Raw genomic sequence first — 25,758 nt, 5'->3', positions numbered from 1 at the left:
TTTGTTGTATAAATAATTTGTAAAAAATGCGCAATTATTAGTTTAAAATTCAACAATAATCAGGCGGAGTGCAGAAATTTGGTAATTTAAAGAAGAATATGTACCTTTGCTTTAACGAAAAGAAGAGGATTTCTCGGGCTGCGAACCCAAGTATATTCCAAAATTTAAATTAATCAGGTGCACTCCACCTGATTTTTTTTGGTCCAATACGAACCTGATTTGTCAAAGATACAACAAATAATTGATACTGGAAAATGTATTAAATATTTATAAATTTTAACCATTTGCTTGTTACATAAGCAAAATAAATCTATATTTGATACGTTAACATTATATGAGCAATAGGGGGGACTTTTTGTACGAAAGCATAAGTAAGAATATTAAAGAATTAAGAAAAGCAAAAGGATTAGGTCAAGAAAACTTAGCTGAACTTATATCTTTAAGTAGGTCTTCAATTTCGAATATTGAAATAGGTAAGCATCAACCCTCTATATTTACAATTTATGAGATTGCTATTGCATTAGATTGTAAAATGACTGATCTTCTACCTTCCATGGATACCTACCAATCTTCTTTAGGTACTATCGATGAGAAGTATAAAACTATCTTGGACTCTTTACCACAGGATAAAAGCAAAAAGAGTTTATTGATTATCAACGAAATACTTAGAAAAAATGGCTAGCACTACAATTGAATTCAAATCAAATGCACTATTAAAAGAGTTCGGACTATTTTATGTACCCGTAAATGTTGAAAAACTTACGAGAAAGATGGGTATTAATATTGATGAACAAGATTTAGACGATGATGTTTCTGGTTTTTTAGTTAGAAAAGATGGAGCAGATATTATTGGTGTTAATAAGTATCATCCAGAAGTTCGAAAAAGATTTACAATTTCTCACGAAATAGGGCATTTTAAATTACACGTGGAAACCCCTTTATTTGTAGATTATTATAAAGGTTCTAAATTAAATAGAAAGAATAGTGGGGGAGATTATAAAATGGAAAAAGAAGCGAACGCTTTTGCTGCTTCTCTTTTAATGCCAAAAAAATTAATCCTTTCTGAAATAACCAAACTGGATGACGATATGGAATATGAATCTAAATTATATTCTTTAAGTAAGAAATTTAAAGTAAGTACAGCCGCAATGGATTTCAGATTAAAAGCTTTAGGATTATATGATTATGGTTTCTAATGTAAAACCACACTTCTTAAAAATACAAAAACCGTACATATTATTAAATAAAAAATCCATAACTCCTTAATTAAAAGTGTGTTATGGATTTTAAATGTGGTCCCACCTGGACTCGAACCAGGGACCACCTGATTATGAGTCAGGTGCTCTAACCAGCTGAGCTATAGGACCGGTTATAATTTTGAAATGCGTATTCTGATTAAAATCAGTAAGACTGGTGCTCATGCCAGCTGCACTACAAAACCCGCAAATTGCGGATGCAATATTACTACTTATTTTTAACTGACACAAACAAAATAATGCTTACTCTCTAATTTCTTGACATAACTCTACCAACACTCCGTTCGCAGTCTTTGGGTGAACGAAGGCTACTAGCTTGTTATCAGCTCCTTTCTTGGGTTTTTCATTCAATAATGTAAAGCCTTCTTTTTTTAAACGTTCCATTTCTGCAACGATATCTTCTACCTCAAAAGCTACATGGTGTATGCCTTCACCTTTTTTCTCTAAAAATTTGGCAATGGGCCCGTTTGGTTCCGTAGCAGCCAAAAGCTCTATCTTATTGGGTCCGTTTTGAAAGAAAGAAGTCATTACGCCCTCAGAAGCCACTTCTTCTTGTTTATAGGGAGCGACACCCAATAATTTCTCGAAAAGCGCATTAGAATCTTCCATGTTCTTCACCGCTATACCTAAATGTTCTATCTTTTTCATTCCTTATTTACTTCAGTGTGCCTTATATAGGGGTTAAGATACAATTTCTATGTATTTTTGCAGTATGGAAACGCAAAGACAACGTAAAATAGCTGGGGTCATTCAGAAAGACATTGTAGACATTCTACAAAAGGCTGCCATTGATGGCGGACTTCGTAATACGCTTATCTCTGTATCCAAGGTTTCGGTAACTACAGACCTATCTATCGCCAAAATATACTTGAGCATTTTCCCTAATGAGAAATCGGGTGAATTGATGGAAGGTATAAAATCTAACCAACCACTTATTAAACATGAGCTTTCTCAACGTACCCGCAACCAATTGCGTAGAGTGCCCGAGTTGCTATTTTACCTAGACGATTCTTTAGATTACATAGAGAATATAGAAAAGTCGTTAAAACGCGAAGAGAACCCAATAGAAAACAGAGATTTGTTACCTAAACGTAAAAAGAGCTGATCGGTTGAATTTTCCTCTCTATATCGCTAAAAGGTATGTGCGTTCTAAAAGTACCCAGAACGCGGTCAACATCATTAATTTTATCACCTTTTTAGTTATAGTTATTGGTTCTGCAGCACTTTTTATTGTGCTTTCGGCTTTCGCCGGATTAAAAACTTTTAGCCTTTCGTTTACCGAATCTTTTGATCCTGACTTAAAGGCTTCTCCTATAACCGGAAAGATTTTTACCATAACGCCCGAACAGGAACAACGTTTACTTTCTGTTGACGGTCTCGCATTTTACGCTAAAGAAATAGAAGAAAAGGTATCTCTTGAACACCGGGGTAAAAACCATATTGCATACATAAAAGGAATCGATAGTAATTACACCAAGGTAACCGGTGTTGACAGTACACTCTACATTGGCGATTGGACCATTAATGATACCCAAGTAGTGGCAGGTTTAGGTATTGCCAATATATTAGGGGTAACCATCAATCAGTTTCGTAGCCCTATGCAGATTTATGCCTTCAAACCCGGTAAAGGTTCGCTTTCACAAACCATGAACACATCAACGCTCTACAATCAACTACCTATGGTCATTGGCGGTGTTTATGCCGTAGAGGCTGATTTGGATAATAAATATGTGTTTGCCGATTTAAGATTGACTCAGGCTTTATTAGAAAAAGATTCGCTTTCCATTTCCGGTATTAATTTTAAGATGGATGAAGGTGTTGAACCAATTACGGTTCGAGATGAAATTCAGTCTATTCTAGGTACTAACGTGCAATTGAAAAATAGACAACAACTGAATAGTACGCTTTATAAAATGCTGAATACCGAAAATGTGGCTACCTACCTCATTTTTACCTTAGTACTCATTATTGCACTGTTTAATGTGGTTGGTGCAATCATTATGATGATTTTAGATAAGCAACAAAATTCTAAAACACTTTACAGCCTTGGTACTACCATTAAAGAATTACGCCGAATATACTTTGTACAAGGAGTTCTAGTTACTGGTTTTGGCGGATTAATTGGTGTGCTACTTGGTGTGCTGATTGTATGGTCTCAACTTGCGTTTAGTTGGCTGAAAATTACGCCTTCGCTGGCTTACCCTGTAAAGTTTGAATTCATCAACATTGTCATAGTGCTGGCAACCATTTTGGTATTGGGCGTAATTGCTTCTAAAGTTGCAAGTAGCCGTATCAATAAAAAGCTGGTAGACCTTTAAGCGTTGGTAAATTGGTGGTCACCAAACTTTTGCAATACCTCATCAAAAGCAGCAAATACAGATGCAGAGTCATCGCTAGTAACCATTTTCATACGATACTCCTTAAAGTTGGGGATACCCTTGAAATAGTTGGTGTAATGCCTACGGGTTTCGAAGACCCCTAAAGTTTCCCCTTTCCAGTCTATTGACATCTGCAAGTGACGTCGAGCAGCTTCTACACGCTCTGCCATAGTTGGCGGCGCTAAGTGTGTTCCTGTTTCAAAAAAGTGCTTTATTTCCCTAAATATCCAAGGGTAACCGATACTTGCACGACCGATCATAGCGCCATCCAATCCGTATTCATCACGCATTTTCATAGCTGTTTCCGGAGAATTTACATCTCCGTTACCAAATACGGGTATATGCATTCTCGGGTTGTTCTTGACATCTCTAATTGGGTTCCAATCTGCACTACCCTTGTACATTTGTGCACGGGTTCTACCATGTATGGCAATTGCGGCACAGCCTACATCTTGTAAGCGCTCTGCAACCTCAACAATTTTTATAGAGCTATCATCCCAACCCAGTCTAGTTTTTACCGTAACGGGCAAATTGCTATGTTCTACCATTGCCTTGGTCAAAGAGACCATAAGGTCAATATCTTTCAAAATACCAGCTCCTGCTCCTCTAGAAACTACTTTCTTTACAGGGCAGCCAAAATTTATATCGATAATATCCGGCTTAGATTTCTCTACAATCTCTACAGATTGTAACATACTATCTAAATTCGCCCCAAATATTTGAATTCCCACTGGGCGTTCTTTTTCGTAAATATCTAACTTCATGACACTCTTTGCGGCATCACGAATCAATCCTTCCGAAGAAATGAATTCTGTGTATACCACATCGGCACCTTGTTCTTTGCAAAGGGCACGAAACGGCGGGTCGCTCACATCTTCCATAGGTGCTAAAAGCAACGGGAAATCAGGCAGTTGTATGTCTCCTATTTTGGGCACTGGCGTATTTTAATTTTGGGTTGCAAAGTTATATAAAAATACGGGAAGGGCATTACCGTATCTATTGTATAAATAATATGGCAATAATGATTATTAGAACAAATTGAAATACTTGTTTTATAATTAAAGAAAAAAGCGGGTAAGGTCTTTATGATTTTAGCCGGCGTGTATTGCTTAATAAGCCTTGGGATCTGCGGTGGTATTCTATCTTAGAAATTGTTATAATCGCTTATTTTCGTCTGTATTCTTTCTTTTAGAATTATCACGAATTTTTGTGTTTCCGAATTTATATCTAAAACCGAATACAAATAATCGACTTTCTGGCCTAGTACTTGTGGCATTATTCTGGTCAAGATAATTTCTTTTAGAAAAAGTATTTCCGTTATTAAATATATCTTCGACTCCTATTGAAATACTAGCATCTTTATTACAAAAAGTCTTTCTAAAACTTATACCTAATTTACTATATGCTCTATAACTAGCGTTACCTTTCACGTACGGAGAAATATAGCTGAAAGCCATGTCTGCGTACAACGATTCGTCTTTTAATAATGTAAAATAGTTATTTGCTCGTAAATAAGTGGTCCAAATAGAATTATCAATAATAGCACCTGTTGCTATATCATTAAACTTATTTTGATTATAATACTGGCTCACCAAAAAATAAAAATACCAGTATGAGGTAAGATATTTTGACACACTAATATCTGCACCAACATTATAATTGGTTTCTAAATTTAGATATTGTGCTTTAAGAATATTGGTGTCATTATCTTGAATAAATTGTTGTACTTGCTCGTCTGATTTTATACTGGTAAATAAGGCAAGCTTAAAGTCTTTGTCGTACACATAATCAACTTCTACGTATGTATTGTAAGCTGGTTTTAAATTAGGGTTTCCCTCAAAGATAGAATTTGCGGATAGATAATATTGAAAAGGGTTAATACTGCTATATCTGGCCCGGGTAATTCGCCTGTAGTATTTTAACATGAAGGCATTTTTTTCTTTCGTATAAGACATTGAAAGGTTTGGGAATAAATCAAAATAAGAAGTGGTGTTCGCTATTGATCGAACATCTAAATCTCCCTTTGTATCTGTATATTCTGCTCTAAGACCTACATTCAACTTCCATTTTTCCCAACTGTTGCTAAGACTGACATACCCTGCATAAATTTGTTCATCGTAATTAAAAATACCTGATCCTGTAGGGTTAATGCCTTCAAATGTTTCATCAAAACCGGACTGTAGAATACTTGACTCAGAATTTATATTTGCAAATCTCAAGCCTGTTTCCATGGTCGACTGTTCTGACAGTGGTAACGTTAGGTCTGTTTGAACACTGAAAAGATTTATGATTTGGTCTGATGCTATATCTAAGGTATTCTCAGAAGTATTATCGGTAAAACCCATTACTATATCATTGTTTAACTCTTGACTATCTTTAGAATCATAATATGTGAAATGTGCATTTGTTGTTATTTCTGCTCCTTTACCATTCAACTTATGCACCCAATCTAAATAATTAGAGGAGTTATAGGTATCATCGTTTAATATATTGAGCCCTTTTAAACGCGCTATTAAATCTACATCTGTATTTTCTATATCGGTCGTAGATGTATATATGGTTCTTCCATTGGGTGCAAAACTTGAGGTGGAAGAAAGACTAATCGCATTTTTATCATTTAATTCAACATCTAAGAAAAGGTTTAGACTATGACTTTTTTTCTTAGTTACCGATTTTTGTTCTGCTGTCCAAATCTCACTTTCCTGTTGGTCTTCAAAAAATGTGGTAACATCAGAATATCTGGTCCAATCCCTATCATGACTAAAACTATAATTCGTTGAAAAATCTATTTTTTTACCTTTAAAAAAGTGATCTGTACCTACAGTATGTTTTGGTAAAACCCCTTGTGTATATCTATTAAAAACAGCACCATTATAACCTGCAACCAGGTTTTTCTTCATTTTAATGTCAATCAACAATCCGCCTTCGGCACTATATTTTGCAGGGGGATTCGTTATTACTTCTATAGATTGTACATTACTTGCCGAACTGCCACTAAGTAAATTAATAATATCACCTTCTGGTAAGTTCACTAGCTTACCATTGATCATCACATTAACATTAGGGCTGCCATTAATGTACAATCGATTATTCATTACCATTACACCAGGAGTACGTTTTAGAACACTCCAGATATCTCCATCAGAAATTGCAGTGTTTTCCACGGTAAAAATATGCCGGTCTGCCCGTTGTTCTAATTTCGGTTTGTTTTGAGTTACGACCACTTCGTCTAACTCTTGGGCGCTTTGAAGAATTAAAGGTTTCAGTTCTATATTTTCTGTAACTGAAATATTAGCGCTCTCAACAGTATTTGCTATATAACTGGCGACAATATTATACGTACCCGAAGTAACTGCTTTAAATTCATAAAAACCCTGATCATTTGTTACTGTGCCTTTAATGAATTCACCTTCGCCGGTCAACAAAATTACATTTGCTAAAACGACAGGGTTTTGATTGTCATCTACTACTACACCTTTAATAATAAAATCTTGGGCAAACGCTAAGGTAAACGTAAGACAGAATAGTAGTGTTAAGTAAAAATTACCAGTCATTTAGTGTGCGTAAAACACCTAAATGTAGGAAAGTAATATTGAATTATCTTACAGTATTCTTAAGTTTTTCTTAATAAATAATCAAGTGGTTGATTGTTAATGTTTTAGCTTTACTCAAGTCGTTCACGCTCTATTTTATCTATATCACGTTGGTTGTCATCTAAGCGGAAATTACCAAATTTATAGGTGAAGCCAAACTTTACATACTGGGTTTCTGGCGTAGTAAGCAGACTATTATCTTGATTTAAATATTTAGAAGAAACTATATTGTTAAACTTGCCCAAAATATCATTGGCACTAAGGCTTAATACTGCCCTGTTGTTCATTAATGATTTTCTTAAACCTAGCGTTAAGTTGGTAGTTTCTTTTTGTATATAAGATCCTTCTAACCAACCTGTAAGGTAAACAAAACCTAACTCACCTTTAAAGCTGCCATCAGTAGAAAGGGTTATATAATTTGTTATGTCTATATAAGCTCCATTAAATTTATTGGTATATGAAAATGCATCGCTCTGCGCAGCCAAAAAAGTCTCTTCTTCATGAAAAAGGGATATATAGCTGTAGAGGTACCAAATGTTAGATACAGACTTCCCATAAGTAAAATCTAAACCAAAAGAAGTGCTGCCCAAAATATTTTGAAAATTATCGGTCAACACAAAATTATCATTGTTCTGAAATGTAAGATCAGAAATATACCTACCATTATCTCTATAATAGAGATCAAAATAATATTCTTGATTTAAGGTGTAATTCAAATTAAAATTATGAATAAAACTTGGTATTAAATTAGGATTACCTTCTTCAAAAGTTCTTTCATTCAAATATGTTCTAAAAGGATTTAAATTTTCATATCTCGGGCGTTGAACTTTTCTAGCATAATCAAAAGACAGACTGTGGTTATCATTAATAGTATGTAGAATATATAAAGAGGGAAATAACTCAAAATAACTAAGATCATTTATTGTCGATACATTTACAGATACCCCTGAACTTTCTGTATGTTCTGCACGCAACCCTGTTTTTACGCTCCATTTTTCCCAATCTTTAGATAAGCTAAAATAACCCGCATAAACACTTTCGTCGTATCTATAATCATCAGACAAACTAGGTATAAATTCCGTTTCCGTATTCCGTAAGAAATAATCTAATTTACTTTCAGAATCAATAAAAGAGCCTTTAGCCCCTATTTCAAAAAACACACTACCGAAATAATCTGTATAATCTATTTGAGCGGTCATTATTTCTATCTGCTGATCGGCAACAGTCGAGAAATTAAAATCGCGCAGAAATGAGCCGTTAGGTTGAAAATAATCTGAGTTGGCATCTTGATTTCGGTTCAGATCAAAATTTGTATAATGTGCATTTAACGTAACATTTGCTTGGTCTTCAAATTGATGTTTAAAAGTGAGGTCACCCGAAATATTATTCTTTCTTTCACTCAGAAAACTCTGTGTTGTAAATAAAGAGTCTAAAACTCCCGATGCATTTCTAATTGTAGTTTCCTGAAAAAAATCAGCATCTCTTTTTGGTTGTAACAATGCGTTGCTTGTTAAGCTTATGGTATTCTTATCATTAAACTCATAGTCTACAGCTAAACCTGCACTATGTGTATTAGTTCGTATTACTTGATCAAAATCTGTGTCCCAAATAGATACAATACCAATATTATCCATATAGTTGATATTGCTCAAAGTATTCTTAAACTCTTTCTTAGGTGTGTAATTGTAGCTTGCGTTTACATTTAACTTTTTTGTCTTGTAAAAGTGAGATGTTCCAAAATTGTACTTCGGAAAGACCCCTTGTGTATACCCGGCATTTACATTGCCTTTATAACCAACGGATACGTTTTTACTGGTAATGATATTTAAAACTGATCCGCCCTCGGCATCATAACTTGCTGGTGGGTTATGTATAACCTCAACCGATTTTATATTTTCCCCTTGGTAATTTTCTAAAAGACTTCTTACCTCATCTGAAGACAATTGCACTTTACGATTGTTGATATAAACTGTAGTGGCTTGATTTCTAACTTTCAGTTCATCATTCATCATAATCACTCCTGGTGTTTGACGAAGAATGTCCCAAGAACTGTTCTGAGAAATAACCGTGTTTTCTACATTGAAAACTATACGATCCACTTCTCTTTTAACTACAGGTTTGTTACTGGTTACGGTTACCTCGTTTAATTGTTCTGCTTCCTGTTCAATAATCAAGGCTCCGATTTTAGTGTTCTTTAAAATTTGAAGAGGCAACTTTTTAGAGACTTGACCAACATATGATGCCTTTAAGAAATAAAGTCCTTCATCAACCTCAGAAAACAAAAAAGCCCCATTTTCATCTGCAGAAGTACCTTTTACCAAACTTGAATCTGTAACAGTCAATAAAAATACCGACGCAAATGCAATAGGTTCTTGGTATTGATCTTTAACCTCTCCTTTTAGTTCAAAGGTTTGGGCATGCGCAGTATGAAAAACACCAATGGTGAAGAATAAAATAGCAAATAATACTTTCAATTGTAATTGGGGTTGGTTTTCAAATCTAACAAAAAAACGTGGTAATTTTTTACAATATATGTAATACAAACCAATCTTTGCAACAATAAATAGATAACCACTCTAAAGCTTAGCGCTGGAAATTAGATTATATTTGCAATTGCTCTTCAATACCGGGCGTTGTACCTAGTATAAATTAGCAATATTATTACTATTACCGCTATGAAAAACATTAGAAATTTCTGTATTATCGCACATATTGACCATGGTAAAAGTACCTTGGCAGATAGACTGTTAGAATTTACCGGATCGGTAACCGATCGAGAGAAAAAAGAACAGCTTTTGGATAGTATGGACCTTGAAAGGGAGCGTGGTATCACTATAAAAAGTCACGCCATACAAATGGATTACATTTATAAAGGAGAAGAATATGTGCTAAATTTAATCGACACTCCTGGCCACGTAGATTTCTCTTACGAGGTATCTAGATCCATTGCAGCCTGTGAAGGTGCCTTGCTAGTCGTAGACGCGGCTCAGAGCATACAAGCGCAGACAATTTCTAACCTGTATTTAGCATTAGAAAATGATTTAGAAATCATACCTGTTTTAAACAAGGTAGATTTACCAAGTGCCAACCCAGAAGAGGTTACTGACGATATCGTTGACCTTTTAGGGTGTGATGCAGAAGAAGTTATACCTGCATCTGCAAAGACAGGTATTGGTATAGAAGAAATATTAGCAGCTATCATTGAGCGTATTCCTGCTCCTACCGGTAATCCAGATGAAGCGCTGCAAGCTTTGGTGTTCGATTCTGTCTACAACCCTTTTAGAGGTGTTGAAACTTACTTTAGAGTTATAAACGGTGAAATTAAAAAAGGACAAAAGATAAAATTCGTAGCTACTGACAAAGACTACTTTGCCGATGAGGTAGGAACTTTAAAATTGACCCAAGAAGTTAAAAAGAGCGTAAAAGCTGGTGATGTTGGGTATTTAATTACTGGGATAAAAGATGCTCGTGAAGTTAAAGTGGGTGACACCATTACAGATGCCACTAACCCAACCAAAAATGCAATTGCAGGATTTGAAGATGTAAAACCAATGGTATTTGCAGGGATTTACCCCGTTGATACAGATGAGTTTGAAGAGTTACGTGCTTCAATGGAAAAATTACAATTGAACGATGCCTCTCTTGTTTTTGCACCAGAAAGTAGTGCTGCCCTAGGTTTTGGGTTTAGATGTGGTTTCTTAGGTATGCTTCACATGGAAATCATTCAGGAGCGTTTAGAACGAGAGTTCAATATGACGGTAATTACCACAGTACCCAACGTTAGTTACCATGCATATACTCGTAAAGATCCTGAAACACCTATTATTGTAAACAACCCTACAGATTTACCAGATCCTTCTGGTATAGATCGTGTAGAAGAACCTTATATTAAAGCCACGATCATTACAAAATCTGACTTTGTTGGTAATGTCATGTCTTTGTGTATAGAGAAAAGAGGTCAAATAACGAACCAAACGTATTTGACCACCGAACGTGTTGAACTTAATTTTGACATGCCATTGGCAGAAATCGTTTTTGATTTCTATGACCGACTTAAAACCGTTTCAAAAGGCTATGCTTCTTTTGATTATGCACCAATAGGTATGCGTACCTCTAAATTAGTACGTGTAGATATTCTTTTAAACGCACAACCGGTAGATGCCCTTTCTGCTCTTATTCATGCGGATAATGCTGTTCATATCGGTAAAAAAATGTGTGAAAAGCTGAAGGAATTGATACCAAGACAACAGTTCGATATTCCTATTCAGGCTGCTATTGGGGCAAAAATTATCTCTAGAGAAACTACCAAAGCACTACGTAAAGATGTAACCGCTAAATGTTATGGTGGTGATATCTCGCGTAAGCGTAAGCTGCTAGAAAAGCAGAAGAAAGGTAAAAAACGTATGCGTCAAGTAGGTAACGTAGAGGTGCCACAAGAGGCATTTATGGCGGTATTGAAGTTGAACGACTAAACATCAGATTACTCTAACCACTTTCTAAAGTCGGAAGTGGTAGAGGTACTGGTCATTGCTTTTTCTTTACATCCTTTTACCGTAATAAGTAGTCGGTTTTTAAAGTGACTCTCTATCTGTTCTATATAATCTATATGTACAATTTGACTGCGGTTGATTCTAAAGAACTTTTTAGGTGGTAATTGTTGTATTATGCCCCCAATAGTTTGTGATATTGGGTGTCTTTTGCCTTCTTGATCAACGGCTATACAGAAATCTCCAGAAGCTTCTATCATACTAATTTCAGAAGTATTCAATAACTGAATACCATTTGGTCTCTTGATAACAAAACGCTTCTTATAATTGCTCTGTTCTTCTTGCAAAGCTGATTTTAATGCACTTAATGTTTCATTGCTTAGTTTACTATCATATTCTCCCTGTTTAAAAAGAGATTGATACTTTTCCAATGCTTTTATGAAATCAGCATTCGTGTATGGTTTTAAAATATAGGCTATGCCGTTGGTATTAAATGCCTGAAATAAATAATCGTCATAAGCCGAACAAAATATAATCGGGCAACTTACCTCAACGGCATTGAACAAATCAAAAGAAATACCGTCTAACAATTTAATATCAGACAAGATAAGGTCGTACGAATTAGCTTCTAAAAGCGTTTTACCCTCTGCAATTGATCTTGCCCAATGATTTGTTATATCATTATCAAAAAACGTTTTAAGATGACTTAATAATTTCTGATAAGCGGGAATTTCATCTTCTAATATTAAAAGTGTCATAGGCTTCTTATTAGTTGCTTAACTTAATTATAGGAATTGAAATTTTAAACTCAATTTCACTATCCTCTATTTTAGGGATATCTTCTGAGAGTAATTTATATCGTGCTTTTAGGTTGTTAAGACCCGTACCTAAACTATCGTTTGATACTGTAAATTTTGATTTGTTGTTTGTCACTGTCAACCAATTCTCACCAATATCAATACTTGTATGTACTTTATTTTCTCCACTTGCTTTGTTGTGTTTTACGACATTTTCCAATAAGGCCTGTATAGCACCAGTGGGTAAAAATTTATTGGAAAAGTCGCTGTTCTTGTTTATATGAAAACTATAATCATCCCCAAATCGTGTTTGAATAAGAAACATATAATTATCCGCTAAATTCATTTCTTCTGAAAGCTCCATGACCTCAGCATCTTTTGTTTGAATCAAATATCTATAGATTAAAGAAAGGCGATTTATATATTCCTTTGCCTTATCAGCATTACTGTCTATTAAGGCATCTAAAGTGTTTAGATTGTTAAAAAGAAAGTGAGGGTCTAATTGCGAACGTAAAAGCTTAAGCTCATTCTCCTTCTGCTGTTTTTGAATTTTTACAACCTGTGTTTGGCTTTCATAAAACTTCTTGGTCAACAAAATACCTAAGGGAATACCAACATTATCAGCACCAGCAAAAAGACCGTCTAATAATGCTCTGTGCCAAACCGGATATGTTCTGCAATCATTTTCACATGACCAATACCCGGCAAGGTTTTCTATAAAACCCGTTACGGTCAATATTACAATTGCTAAGCTAATGAACAGTAAGTAGTTTGTATTCTTCAATAAAAAATTTGGTAACAACCAATACATAAACAACCCAATAGCAATGCATGCCATGACTATATATGTTGGAATATCAACTATAAATTCTAACAGATCATTACCATAAACATAATACTGCCAAACATTAAGAAGTGATGTTACGCCTATAATAACACACAGTAATATGAAGTCTGACTTATTTAGTTTCGTATTCATTTACGTTACTGTATTAATTGTCTTGTTTAATACGGTTTTGTTCCTCTTTTGAACCGTTCTCTCGCTTATTGCTTTTTCCAAATTTTGAACCAAAACTATAGTTCAATTGTAAAAATACATTGTTTCTGGCCCAATTAGAAACGATAGTTGCATCTACATTATCATACCTCACAGTACCTGTAAAAGGTCTTTGTATCAGCTCTTCATACTCTAAACTAACCTTTAATTTGTCATCAAGAAAGCTTTTGCTGATGGCTAAATCGATACCGGCCATCCATTCATATTCAATAATACCTTCCAATCCGCCTGAAGTATAATATCCAGATATTTCCGAATTGATTTCCCAAGGCAATTCATATTCTGCGCTTGTAAACCAAGTAATACTCCATTTAGACAAATCTAGCTCAGGATCTAGATTTTCTGACGCGTAACGATTATGATTAGCGATTACACCAGTATACCCATCTAATCCATTAATAAAACTTAAGGGTGCAAAGAGGCTAAAATTCCAATTTTCGTTTTTTGCCAAATTGATCATGGTTCTAGAAGTCTCAGCAGATGCATCATTTTGGGTTATGATTTCAAATAATTGGTCTGAGGTTTCTCTATAACTTATATTGAAGAAGGGTTGGTTCTCATACGTCAAATTAAACTGATAGCTGTTGGTAAAAGCAGGTTTTAGATTGGGGTTTCCTTCTTCAAAAGTATACGGATCATAGAAATACACGAAAGAATTTAGCGAGCTGTAAGACGGTCTGCGAATTCTATAACTGTATGCAAGATTAGCACTGATCTCTTCTGTAATTTCTCGGCTTAGGCTTGCACTTGGAAATAGTTTAGATATTTTTCTTGTTCTTGTTTCTCCTGTAGTCGTTGCAGTGCCCCGGGTATCACTTTCTTCCCAACGTAATCCTCCGGAAAAACTCCATTTATCAACCTTTACGTTTAATTTAGAATACAATGCCAGTATTGTTTCATCTACCAAGAACCTGTTGCTCTCTGCCGGTTGAAACTGAAATACACCTTCATCATCTTCTGTAAAAGACTGTAAATCGCTATCTGATTCTACATCTGAAAATTTGGCGCCTGCATTCCAGGAAAAGCTCTCATTGACCGTTCTTTTATAGTCGGCTTTATACGTATTAATCTTGTATGCTGCATCTTGAAAGTAACGTCTATTATCATAAGGTAGTTCAGAAGTGCCTATTTGAAATAAATTGTTTTCATTGTCATAACCGTAGTCCACAAAATTATAATCCAGTACAAGTTTATTCTTGTCATCTTTAAACTCGTAATAAGGGTTCAAGGATTTAATATTTCTATTTCTATCGAAACTATTATCGGTTAATAAAGTAATGTTAGATGTACCGTTTGATATGGTCGTATTGTTATTAGAAACACGATCAGAATCACTGTTTACTATTCTACCACTTACACCAATTGAATGTTTGTCTGTTATATAATAATCAAGACCTGCCCCAACATTAATAATAATTGGATCAAAGGCAGATTTTGAAGTCTGTTCATAAGTGTCATCCAAAACACTACGAGACAGTATAAGATCATCTCTAGAAGTTGATTTTCTATACCCTGCGCTTAATTGCCAATTAAGTTTGTTTTTATAACTAGCAACCGATGCACTTGTAGCATACTCAAACCTATTCTCATAACCTACCATTTGCTTTACGTTACCATGAGTACCTAGTTTTACATTATTCTTTAATATGATGTTTAATATAGGACCCGCGCCTTCCGCATCATATTCCGAACCTGGCTGTTGTATTAATTCTACTTTAGAAATATTGTCTGCAGGCAAATCTCTGAGCAAGCTAGCCGTATCCATATAATCTGTAGTCTTTCCGTTTATAAGTATTCTGATATTACCCTGACCTGCATAGCTTACATTACCATTAGTCAATATAATACCGGGAACCTTTTTTACGACATCTTGAAGATTGGTATTCACCATATCTGAATTTTCAAGATTTACTATAAGCTTTTCCGCGGTCTGTTTAATTTGTGGTCTCTTACTTTTTACAACAACCTCATCTAGGTTTTGAGTTTCTTCTTGTAAGGTAAAATCAACTACTTCATTCGATCCTGATAATTGTAGTTCATCAGATTTTTTGGTTTCAAAACCCAATACCGATACTTCTATTACATAAGTACCATTTGCAAGGTTTTCAAACACATAAGTTCCGTTGTCATTGCTAATTACTCCGGTAACCGCTTCTTCTTTTCCTACTTCGTACAGAATGATGTTGGCAAAAGAAAGCGGTGTTTCTAATGTGTCTGTAATAGTACCGTTGATGGTGTTCTGTGCAATAGAAACAGCTGTGATGAATAGTGCTGCTATTAAAGTTGTTAATTTAAATTTCATGACTGGTCGTTTTATTATTGATACCGTAAAACTATAGTCAGCACATGCTTTAATAAAGTAAATTCTGCCCAATTGGGATAAAAAAGGGATGAGTTGGGTATTCTTTTGGATATAGATTTTAGGAAACAAAAAAGTCCTACATTTTAAATGTAGGACTTTTAAAAAAATACTAATTTCCTATATTAGAAATCGGAAAGTAAATTTAAAGCTTCACAAGTTGCATCTACTACTTGTTGTGGAGACATACCTTCTAAATCAGATTCATCTAACGTTCCGGCGCTTTCACCGCCTACGGTTAAATCATATGTTCCGTCGCCATTATCGCAAATTTCCACTTTTTGATCTGCAGCGGTACATGATTTACATCCATTATCATCGTCATCTTTTGAACAACTAGTAAAAGCTACGGTAGCACATAATGCTAAAAATAAAATTGATTTTTTCATAAAAAATTTGGTTTTGGTTGGTTTTTCTTACCTACCTAACGAAATCGTTTTACAAAATATTTCGAGATCATGGTGTTTAGAAAATTTATGACCTGCCAAAAACAAATAGATAATAGTGCCAAACCTCTTATGTATATATAACAGTAGCGGAAAAAAAATCTTTTAAATTCTATATCGTTTACATGGTAAACAATAAGGATCAATATTAAGAAAATGATTTAAGCTTTGATGTTTTAGCTTTCTTTAGCTTCTTCTTTATCTGGGTCTTCGTTAGGAAACATTTTACCTAAATATGCCAATTTATAACCTTTCTGAATATCTGTAAATTCTTTACTGAATGCCGTAATAATGTGAATATCACCTTCTGGGTCCAAAAGAAACAAAGGAACAATATCCGCGTCTGCTTTTGTAATCTCAATCAAACCTTCATAATGCTCTGTGTCGTGAAGTTCTATTTCATGAATAGCCGGAAATTTTCTTGCTGCTTCGGTCAATTTTATAAAATCATCCGTATGTGAAAACAAGCCTTCTTTAGGGTTGTTTTCCGGGTCAGACATTTCATCTGCATCTACCAATCTAAACGATCCGTTCTCACCAAATGCATCTTGAAACTTATCTATGGCATACTTGTTTATATCAGAGTTTGCCGTTAATGCCATTAAATATCCAATATCGTTCAGTTCTATATTATCGGTTAAATTGTCTGAATATATATTAGCCGAAATAGCTTCTAATCCTAATTTTTCTGCTTTGTCAATATTAGATTGGTTATTGTCAATTAATACAACGTGCCTGTCGTTTTTATGTAGATATTCACCTATTAAACGTGATACCTTTGATGCCCCTAAAATCAAAATTCCTTCAGATTTATTTAGAAAAACCCCTATTAGTTTGGCAAACACTCTTGCCGTTGTGGCATTTAACAAAACAGTACCAAGAACAATCATGAATACCAATGGCGTAATATATTCTGCCCCGGCCTCTCCTTTCGTCAACAATTTTGATCCAAATAAAGATGCTATACCTGCGGCCACAATACCCCTAGGACCTACCCAACTAATAAACATCTTTTCATTGAACTTTAAATTAGAACCAATTGAGCTCAAGAAAACCCCAAGTGGTCTAATGATCAATACAATGGATAAGAATAGTGCAATCGTTTTCCATGTAAATATTAATTCTAGATCTGAAATGTCAATACTAGCCGCCAGTAAAATGAACAGTATGGATATCAAAAGAATACTTAAAGATTCTTTGAAATATAAAAGCTCTTTAATGTTCGGTAAATTGGTATTACCCATAACCATACCCATTACAACTACAGCTAGTAAGCCAGATTCATGTGCAAAAACATCTGACATTACAAAAACCCCCAAAACCACTGATAATGATACTACGTTCAATAAATAATGTGGAATAAAGTTTTTCTTGATTAAAAATGTAAGTGCATGGGCAAAAGTGAATCCGAATGTAAAACCGAATAATAATATTTTAGCAAACTCGATCAATGCAGTCATAGTATACGCCTGACCTTCGCCTACACTAATAAATTCATAAACCAAAACCGCGGCCAATGCTCCAATGGGATCAATTAAAATACCCTCCCATTTTAATATCGCCGAAACATCTTTTTTAAGCGGAATATTCCTTAAAATAGGAGTAATTACCGTGGGGCCTGTTACAATTATCAAAGCTGAAAACAGAAAACATAGCTGCCATGAAAGTCCAAACAGCAAATAGGCCGCCAATGCCGCCCCAAAAAAGGTGGTTAAACTACCAAGAGTAATTAATTTGGTAATTACAGGACCAATATTTTTAATCTCTGAACGCTTAAGCGTAAGTCCGCCCTCGAACAAAATAATACTAATGGCCAGCGACACAAAATAGTACAAACCTTCTCCAGGAAACAGACCTTTGTCCCCGTTCCATATGGGTTCAATAATCTTAGAACCATCTTCAGTATACAATGTTGACAACGGTCCAACGATTAAACCTATAAGAATTAAAGGTAAAATTGCGGGTAGTTTTAATCGCCAGGCCACCCATTGAGCAAGTATTCCTAAAATGATAATTCCAGCAAGCTCTAGCATTTATTTGATTTTGGATAAAAATAACAATTAAACACCACTATATAACATAAAAACATTGGTAAACAGTGCATTTTTAAAGACTGTTACAGCATACTAAATTTTACCATAGATTATTTAGATACTTTATAATCATAAAAATGTAACCCTTGATCTTACAAAAGCTATTCTATTTTATAACAAAGGGAGAAAAGGTTTTTAATCTGTGTTAAATAATAAATCTTTAAACAGTTTGTCTTACCGTATAAAAATATAAATTTTAGAACGCATCAACTTAACGCTCAGATAATAAGTGTACCTTATACACCGGGTTAAATCTTACAAAAAACAGAGAAAAAACGTTTATTTATACGATACTTTTTTAACTTCGTAGATATCACCTTGGTTTAGGCTGTTGTTGTTAACCAATAATTTTGAATTCATTTAAATGTCTGAACCAGAAAAAAGCTCCTTCCATAAAAACCCATTATTTTATGGTATTTCTACGTTTTTACTTGTTTTAATCATTACTCAATTCATTGCCTATCAAAATCATCAACTTTATCAAAAAACAGAACAGCAAGAAATTGAGCAACATGTTTCAAAATTAAAAATAGATTTACAAAATATCTTAGGTCAAAGTTATAACGCTACACAAACTCTTGCATTTATAGTAAACCAGTACGGGACACCAGATAATTTTGACAGTATTGCTCAATTGCTTTTAAATAACAATACTAGTATCGATGCTTTAGAACTAGTAAATGAAAAAGGTATCATCACCCATGTTTATCCATTAAAAGGCAACGATGTTCTTGGAATGAATATTTTAAATGATCCAGATAATAAGTTTGGTGCAAAAATTACGCTTGAAAAAAAAGATTATTATACAGCCGGACCCCTATATTTAAAACAAGGTGGCTCAGGAATTATTGGAAGAAGACCTTTGTATAACAATGGGAAATTCAATGGTTTTGTGGCGGCAGTTGTTCGTTTATCAACTGTAATAAATACTATTAAACTAGATAGTCCCTTTGATCAAAAATTCTCATATCAACTAGTAAAAATCAACGCCGATAAAACCGAAGAAACTTTTTACTCTTCTAATAATATTTCTAAAGAAAACGCTACCACTTTACCACTTACCACTAGCCAAGGAGAATGGAAGTTATATGTTTATTTGCATGATAATACCATTATTTCATCTAGCGTACTATTTTCTGTACTTGGCTTTTTACTCTCTTTGGTTTGTGGTGTTCTTTTTTGGTTTTTAATGCGACAACCTACAAAACTAAAAAAAATAGTAGACGAAAAAACAGCGCTTCTAAAAGATAGCAAAGAGCGATATAAATCATTGATAAACGGAGCTTCAGATGGTATTTTCTTGAACGATTTTCGGGGAAACATATTAGATGTAAACCCATATGCTATAAGTATGTTCGGTTTTACCAAAGAAGAATTGTTGAATAAAAACATTAATGAACTTGTACCTGCTGAAGAATCTAGTAAAAACCCACCAAGGTTTGCTGATATCAAATCAGGTAAAGCCTTACGTTCAGAACGAAAACTGTTAAAGAAAGATGGTTCGGTATTTTTTGGAGAAGTTAGAGCCAAAATGCTTGATGACAATATCATTATGGGCATTATCAGAGATATAACAGAAAGAAAAGAATTAGAGTTATCCGTTGAAGAAAACTTAGCTAAATTCAGCAAGGCATATAATAACAAATTTGTTGGTATGGCCATTAAGGACCAGAACAATAAATTTGTGGATGCCAACTCCTATTTTCTCGATTTAATAGGTTATTCGCTTGAGGAGATCAAAGGTAAATCCGCTACGGAACTAGGTTTGATAAATTTAGACAAAGTCAATAAAGATGGTAACGTAGATTTGTTGAACAGTCCTCATAAAATAGATAGACTTCAAGCTGAATTCATTACAAAAAAAGGTAGCATTTTACATTTATTATTATCTAAAGAACCTTATAAATATCTAGATAAAAACTTCAGTTTAAGTACTTATGTAGATCAAACAGAAGCAAAAAGAGCTGATCGAGAAAAGCAACGTTTAATTTCAATTATTGAAAATAGTCCTGGTTTCATTGGCTTGGCCACACTATCCGGTGAACCCCTCTATTTAAATGATGCCGGTAAAAAAATGATTAATTTACCTAGTGATTTTAATATTTACGAATCTAAAATTTTTGATTTTTTCGATGATAAATATAAAAGTGTTATTGTAAATGAGCATATGCCAACCGTAATGAAAAAAGGGTTGTGGACAGGAGAAGTACCACTTAAAAATTTTAAAACTGACACCATAACACCTTTAGAATTTTATGGTTTTCTTATTAAGGATGAAACAACAGATGAGCCTATTGCCATTGGTTCTATTGGTTTTGATCTTACCGAGCGTAAAAAAAACCAAAAAGAAATTCTAGAACTACAAAGTAAAATGAACGCAGCAATACGCATTGGTAAAATTGGGTATTGGGATTTTGATATTTCTACGCAATCTTTTGTATGCTCACCTTTAATGTATTCTATTTACGATATAGAACCTGATCAATTATTGACTATACCTTTACTTGAAAGTTTAATTCATCCTGACGATGTAGAAAAACATCGAAAAAATGTAAGAGAGATAATACTAGAAAAAAGTTCGCATGCTTTTTCTTATCGAATAATTGTCAAAGACGGTTCTATTAAATATGTAATGGTAGATATTGAGGTACTAAGAGATTCTGAAGATAAGGCCATTAATTTTAGGGGTACCGTAATAGATATAACAAAGCAAAAAGAAGCTGATTTTGAAATTTTAGACTTACAATCTAAAATGAACGCAGCTATAAGAATAGGCAATATTGGGTATTGGAATTGGGATATGTCAGATGATAATATAGAATGGTCCAAAGAAATGTATGCCATTCATGATGTGGAACCGGGCACGAAGATTACTCCAGATTTAATTAAAGAAATTATTTATCACAAAGATTTAGGTATTTTAGATAGAAAACTTGCTGAGAAAAAAGGGCAAGGCATTTCTGCACCAAGCAACTATAGAATTAAACTTAAAGACAATTCGTTAAGATACTTGCTGTCATTTTCAGAAATAATATATGACGATAATGACAAGCCTATTATTTATCGTGGCACCACTATGGATGTTACTAAAAACATACAATCGGAATTAGCACTTAAAGAAAGTCAAGAAAAATTTTCAAAGGCTTTTCAGACCAATTTAATGGGTATGCTCATTTTAGATGGGAAAAGAAGGGTAATCGAAGCTAATGAGATGGCTTATACCATTTTGGAGACATCTAAGAAAAAATTGATCGGTAAAACGGTTATGGATTCTAAAGAAGTTAAAATTGATGAAATAGAAAGAGATAGACTCTGGGGGAAACTACAAGAAGATGGTGAGATATTAAACGAAGAATATAAAATTGAACTTAAAAGTGGAGTGAAAAAAACACTCATAATGTCTATAGCACAACTGCAGTTAAAAGACAAAATAAATTATTTGGTCAATATCTATGACGACTCAAAGCGAAAAGAAGCCGAGAACAGACTTGAAACTCAATTCCATGAACTCCAAAAAACCAACTCAGAACTAGATAGTTTTGTATATAGCGCGTCTCACGAATTAAGAGCTCCTTTATCTTCAGTTCTAGGGCTCATACAATTAATTCAAATGGAAGATATAAACCCAAAATTATTTCAGCATTTGAATATGATGGAAAAATCTATTGAAAGACTAGATGATTTTATCAAAGACATTATTGAATACTCAAGAAATAAACACTTGGCCCTTAATTTAGAGACCATTGACTTTACCACTTTAATTGAACATTCTATAGAAAGTTTATGGTATTTAGAAAACACACATAAAATCAATATCAACATAAATGTAGAAGATAACATCGATTTTGCATCAGATAGTAAGCGAATTTCAGTTTTATTGAATAATTTTATATCCAATGCTATAAAATATCATGACACCAACAAGAAGGACCCTACTATTTGGATACTTGTAAAAACTACAAACCAAGAAGCTATATTAGTTATAAAAGATAATGGTCTTGGTATGGCTAACAGCCAACTAGATAAAATATTTGATATGTTTTACAGAGTATCTTCTAAAGTAATGGGTTCTGGTATAGGGCTATTTATAGCAAAAGAAGTTTTGTTTAAATTAAAAGGAACGGTAGACGTACAATCCAAAATAGGCGAAGGAACTACGTTTACTTTAAAAATACCAAACGAAATAAGCTAAAAAACATGGCAAAGGATATAAATATTTTACTGATCGACGATTCAGACGTGGACAACTTTATTAACAAAGCCATTATCTCGAAAGAAGATAATATTTCTCAAATTACAACCATGACCTCTGGGAGTGAAGCCTTAAATTATTTAAATACCAATATTCATAATACCGAGGCATTACCAGATGTTATTTTTTTAGATATAAAAATGCCAGGTATGAACGGGTTTGAATTTTTAGATGAATATATCAAATTACCCCACACTCTTATAAACCATTGTAAAGTTTATATTTTAAGTTCTTCTATAGACAGTTTAGATACTGAAAAGGGTAAAAATTATCCTGTCATAAAAAAACATTTAACCAAACCTTTAGCCCATCATTCCATCGGAGATATACTTAATGAGGATTAAGCCGAGATTTAAATCTTTTAATTTAAAAATTCATAATTAAACTTCTACACCTACAAAAACCTTATAATCTCAAGGTTAAATGATAATACTTTCTTAATAATACTAAGAATACAGACACTTTTATTATTTTGCCTTTTATGAAAATTTATCCTGTTGAAACCGGTAATTTTAAATTGGACGGTGGTGCTATGTTCGGCGTTGTACCCAAAACAATTTGGCAAAGAACAAACCCGGCAGACGATAATAATTTAATAGATATTGCCGCCAGAAGTCTATTAATCGAAGATGGCGATAGATTAATACTGGTAGATACCGGTATGGGCAACAAACAATCTGATCAATTTTTTGGCTATTACTACAGATGGGGAGATTATACGATAGATTCTTCTCTAAAAAAATATGGTTTTCACAGAGATGATATTACCGATGTTTTTTTAACACACCTTCATTTTGATCACGTTGGTGGTGCCATACAATGGAACAAGGATAAAACCGGATACGAACCTGCTTTTAAAAATGCTAAATTTTGGACCAATGAAAAACATTGGAAATGGGCTACGGAACCAAATCCGAGAGAAAAAGCTTCTTTCTTGACAGAGAATCTTTTGCCTATGCAAGAAAGCGAACAATTATTCTTTGTCGATGATGCAGAAAATAGTTTTCTAAAAAACAGTCCTTTAGGTTTTGACATCCGTTTTGTAGATGGTCATACCGAAAAACAAATGCTACCACAATTCTCATATCAAGGTAAAACAATTGCCTTTATGGCAGACCTTATACCTACAGTCGGGCACATCTCATTACCTTATGTTATGGGTTATGATACCAGACCACTATTGACAATGTCCGAAAAAAAGATATTCTTGAACGAAGCTGCAGATAATAATTACTTTCTCTTTTTTGAACATGATGCCCATAACCAACTTTGTACCCTAAAACACACAGATCGGGGTGTTCGTTTAGATCAGATATACACTTTTAACGAGCTCTTCAATTAATTTTACATTATAAATAAAAACATTAACTAACAGTTGCCCATATATGACGAATTCATATTTTAAATCAATTTTTGCCCTTTCTATAGCTGCAATATTAACAGGATGCGGAAGCACAAAAACTGCCGGAGGAAGCGGATTAATCCTTACCCCTGTAGAAAATATAGACGATACGCCTTTAAAAATTTCTGATCTTACTACAAAAGAAAAGAATAACTGGGGACATTTAGATCTAGTTGCCGATACTATACCTGGTATGAGTGTAGATAAAGCGTACAGCGAAATCATTAAAAATAAAAAAGGGACTAAAACAATTGTTGCCGTTCTTGATTCTGGTATTGATTTAAGTCATGAAGATTTAGATGATGTTTTATGGACGAACACCAAAGAAAAAGCCGGTAATGGTATTGACGATGACGGTAACGGGTTCATTGACGATATACACGGTTATAATTTCTTGGGCGAATCTTATAACGAGCAATTAGAATATGTTCGTATGCTTCGTTTGGGCATAGGTGACGCTGCTACTTTAGCAAAAGCAAAAACCAAACTAGACACCAAGTATAATGAGGCTTTACAAGGTAAAGAACAATATGAATCTATTTACCAAGCTGTAAAAAATGCAGATGCAGCTGTAAAAAAGTATCTCAATAAAGATACCTATACCAAAAAAGATTTAGCCGGTATTAATGCTACGGATGAGACTATGCAACGTAATGTTGCCATTCTTAATCAAATGTTCGGCATTAATGAAACCATACCAGGTGTTCTTGAAGATTTAACTAAAGGACTTAAATACTATACAGAACAACTTAACTATAATCTAAACAAAGATTTCAATGGTAGGGCCTCTGTTGGTGATAATGCCTATGACATTACCGATGTAGATTATGGTAACGGAAACCCAAACAATAGGGTAGATGATGAAAGCCACGGAACACACGTAGCGGGTATAATCGCTGCCGAACGTAACAACGGTAAAGGTGTTAACGGTGTTGCCAACAATGTAGCTATAATGAGTATTAGAGCCGTACCTAACGGTGATGAGTATGATAAGGATATTGCCAGAGGTATTCGTTACGCAGTTGATAACGGAGCACGTATAATCAATGGTAGTTTTGGAAAGTCTTTTTCACCTAATGCCGATTGGGTGTACGACGCTATTAAATATGCTGCAGATAATAATGTTCTTTTTGTACACGCTGCAGGTAATGATGCTGCTGATCTAGATAACCCGGTTAACGCTAACTTCCCTAATGATCAAATAAATAACGGACCAGAAATTACCGATAATGTTATAACCGTAGGTGCCTTAAATCCAAAATACGGCTCTGAGTTGGTGGCAAGCTATTCTAATTACGGTAAAATAAATGTTGATATTTTTGCCCCAGGTACAGACATCTATTCTACGTATCCTAATAACGAATATGAATATTCTCCAGGTACTTCCATGGCTGCACCTGGTGTCGCAGGTGTTGCTGCTTTGGTAATGTCTCAATATCCAAAATTAACGGCTGCCCAAGTGAAAAAAATAATACTACAATCTGGTTTACCTATTAAAACCAAAGTAGTGTTGGGTAAAAACACAGGTAAGAGCGGTTCTTTAGATGAAATATCTACTTCTGGCAAAATTGCCAATGCCTACAATGCTTTGGTTTTAGCCAGTAAAATAGCTGCAGGACAGATTAAATTATAATACTT

At 34.2% G+C, this 25,758-nt stretch carries 18 protein-coding genes and 1 tRNA gene; 9 read left to right on the top strand and 10 right to left on the bottom strand.

Annotated elements, in window-relative coordinates; genetic code table 11:
- The first annotated feature begins 334 nt into the window (after positions 1–334).
- Positions 335–682: a helix-turn-helix domain-containing protein gene (locus tag SJY30_RS13915; RefSeq protein ID WP_396632753.1), complete on the top strand. Its 348-nt coding sequence runs from the start codon at positions 335–337 to the stop codon at positions 680–682.
- On the top strand, positions 675–1,196 hold the full coding sequence (locus tag SJY30_RS13910; RefSeq protein ID WP_396632752.1) for an ImmA/IrrE family metallo-endopeptidase: 522 nt from the start codon (positions 675–677) through the stop codon (positions 1,194–1,196). Before SJY30_RS13915 ends, SJY30_RS13910 begins: the two co-directional genes overlap by 8 nt.
- Before the next feature lie 97 nt (positions 1,197–1,293).
- Here the strand turns inward: SJY30_RS13910 and SJY30_RS13905 are convergent.
- Together SJY30_RS13905 and mce are read right to left on the bottom strand one after the other, a co-directional pair.
- Positions 1,294–1,367: transfer RNA gene (locus SJY30_RS13905), tRNA-Ile, on the bottom strand.
- A gap of 132 nt (positions 1,368–1,499) precedes the next feature.
- Positions 1,500–1,904, bottom strand: a complete 405-nt coding sequence (gene mce, locus SJY30_RS13900; RefSeq protein WP_396632751.1) for a methylmalonyl-CoA epimerase — start codon at positions 1,902–1,904, stop codon at positions 1,500–1,502.
- Positions 1,905–1,968: 64 nt separating this feature from the next.
- On the opposite strand from mce, the gene rbfA reads away from it, so the two are divergent.
- Positions 1,969–2,361, top strand: coding sequence for a 30S ribosome-binding factor RbfA (rbfA, locus tag SJY30_RS13895; protein WP_036150772.1), 393 nt, complete (start codon positions 1,969–1,971; stop codon positions 2,359–2,361).
- Between the two features lie 4 nt (positions 2,362–2,365).
- Positions 2,366–3,574, top strand: a complete 1,209-nt coding sequence (locus SJY30_RS13890) for an ABC transporter permease (RefSeq protein ID WP_396632750.1) — start codon at positions 2,366–2,368, stop codon at positions 3,572–3,574.
- Here SJY30_RS13890 and dusB read toward each other — a convergent pair.
- From dusB to SJY30_RS13875, 3 genes are all read right to left on the bottom strand, one after another.
- On the bottom strand, positions 3,571–4,569 hold the full coding sequence (gene dusB / locus SJY30_RS13885; RefSeq protein ID WP_396632749.1) for a tRNA dihydrouridine synthase DusB: 999 nt from the start codon (positions 4,567–4,569) through the stop codon (positions 3,571–3,573). The two genes, SJY30_RS13890 and dusB, sit on opposite strands and share 4 nt — an antisense overlap.
- 219 nt (positions 4,570–4,788) lie before the next feature.
- Positions 4,789–7,188 carry an outer membrane beta-barrel family protein gene (locus tag SJY30_RS13880; RefSeq protein WP_396632748.1) on the bottom strand — a complete coding sequence of 800 codons (2,400 nt, stop codon included), beginning with the start codon at positions 7,186–7,188 and terminating at the stop codon, positions 4,789–4,791.
- 110 nt (positions 7,189–7,298) lie between these two features.
- On the bottom strand, positions 7,299–9,701 hold the full coding sequence (locus SJY30_RS13875; protein WP_396632747.1) for an outer membrane beta-barrel protein: 2,403 nt from the start codon (positions 9,699–9,701) through the stop codon (positions 7,299–7,301).
- A 201-nt stretch (positions 9,702–9,902) separates the two neighbouring features.
- Between SJY30_RS13875 and lepA the strand changes: the two genes are divergently transcribed.
- Positions 9,903–11,699, top strand: a complete 1,797-nt coding sequence (gene lepA / locus SJY30_RS13870; RefSeq protein ID WP_396632746.1) for a translation elongation factor 4 — start codon at positions 9,903–9,905, stop codon at positions 11,697–11,699.
- Between the two features lie 8 nt (positions 11,700–11,707).
- Here the strand turns inward: lepA and SJY30_RS13865 are convergent, their stop codons facing one another.
- The 5 genes from SJY30_RS13865 to SJY30_RS13845 all read right to left on the bottom strand — a co-directional run bounded on the left by SJY30_RS13865 (position 11,708) and on the right by SJY30_RS13845 (position 18,406).
- Positions 11,708–12,472 (bottom strand): LytR/AlgR family response regulator transcription factor, encoded by a 765-nt coding sequence (locus tag SJY30_RS13865; protein WP_396632745.1) that lies wholly within the window; start codon positions 12,470–12,472, stop codon positions 11,708–11,710.
- Between the two features lie 10 nt (positions 12,473–12,482).
- Positions 12,483–13,490: a sensor histidine kinase gene (locus SJY30_RS13860; protein WP_396632744.1), complete on the bottom strand. Its 1,008-nt coding sequence runs from the start codon at positions 13,488–13,490 to the stop codon at positions 12,483–12,485.
- A gap of 13 nt (positions 13,491–13,503) precedes the next feature.
- Positions 13,504–15,870, bottom strand: a complete 2,367-nt coding sequence (locus SJY30_RS13855) for an outer membrane beta-barrel protein (protein WP_396632743.1) — start codon at positions 15,868–15,870, stop codon at positions 13,504–13,506.
- Positions 15,871–16,052: 182 nt separating this feature from the next.
- The gene (locus tag SJY30_RS13850) at positions 16,053–16,316 is read right to left on the bottom strand and encodes a hypothetical protein (protein ID WP_396632742.1); all 264 of its coding nucleotides are present in this window, start codon (positions 16,314–16,316) and stop codon (positions 16,053–16,055) included.
- A 233-nt stretch (positions 16,317–16,549) separates the two neighbouring features.
- Positions 16,550–18,406 (bottom strand): cation:proton antiporter, encoded by a 1,857-nt coding sequence (locus SJY30_RS13845; protein ID WP_396632741.1) that lies wholly within the window; start codon positions 18,404–18,406, stop codon positions 16,550–16,552.
- A 424-nt stretch (positions 18,407–18,830) separates the two neighbouring features.
- On the opposite strand from SJY30_RS13845, the gene SJY30_RS13840 reads away from it, so the two are divergent.
- The 4 genes from SJY30_RS13840 (at position 18,831) to SJY30_RS13825 (ending at position 25,753) form a co-directional block, all read left to right on the top strand.
- Positions 18,831–22,658, top strand: coding sequence for a PAS domain S-box protein (locus tag SJY30_RS13840; protein WP_396632740.1), 3,828 nt, complete (start codon positions 18,831–18,833; stop codon positions 22,656–22,658).
- A 5-nt stretch (positions 22,659–22,663) separates the two neighbouring features.
- Positions 22,664–23,062: a response regulator gene (locus SJY30_RS13835; RefSeq protein WP_396632739.1), complete on the top strand. Its 399-nt coding sequence runs from the start codon at positions 22,664–22,666 to the stop codon at positions 23,060–23,062.
- Positions 23,063–23,199: 137 nt separating this feature from the next.
- Complete coding sequence (locus tag SJY30_RS13830; RefSeq protein WP_396632738.1) at positions 23,200–24,060, top strand: MBL fold metallo-hydrolase; 861 nt, start codon at positions 23,200–23,202, stop codon at positions 24,058–24,060.
- Between the two features lie 43 nt (positions 24,061–24,103).
- Positions 24,104–25,753 (top strand): S8 family serine peptidase, encoded by a 1,650-nt coding sequence (locus tag SJY30_RS13825; RefSeq protein ID WP_396632737.1) that lies wholly within the window; start codon positions 24,104–24,106, stop codon positions 25,751–25,753.
- Positions 25,754–25,758 lie beyond the last annotated feature (5 nt).

The sequence above is a fragment of the Maribacter sp. R86514 genome, assembly GCF_044597005.1.
In the GTDB taxonomy this organism is placed as follows: Bacteria; Bacteroidota; Bacteroidia; order Flavobacteriales; family Flavobacteriaceae; genus Maribacter.
Note: the sequence above shows the minus strand (reverse complement) of the source record. Positions and strands in the feature narration are given on the sequence as shown.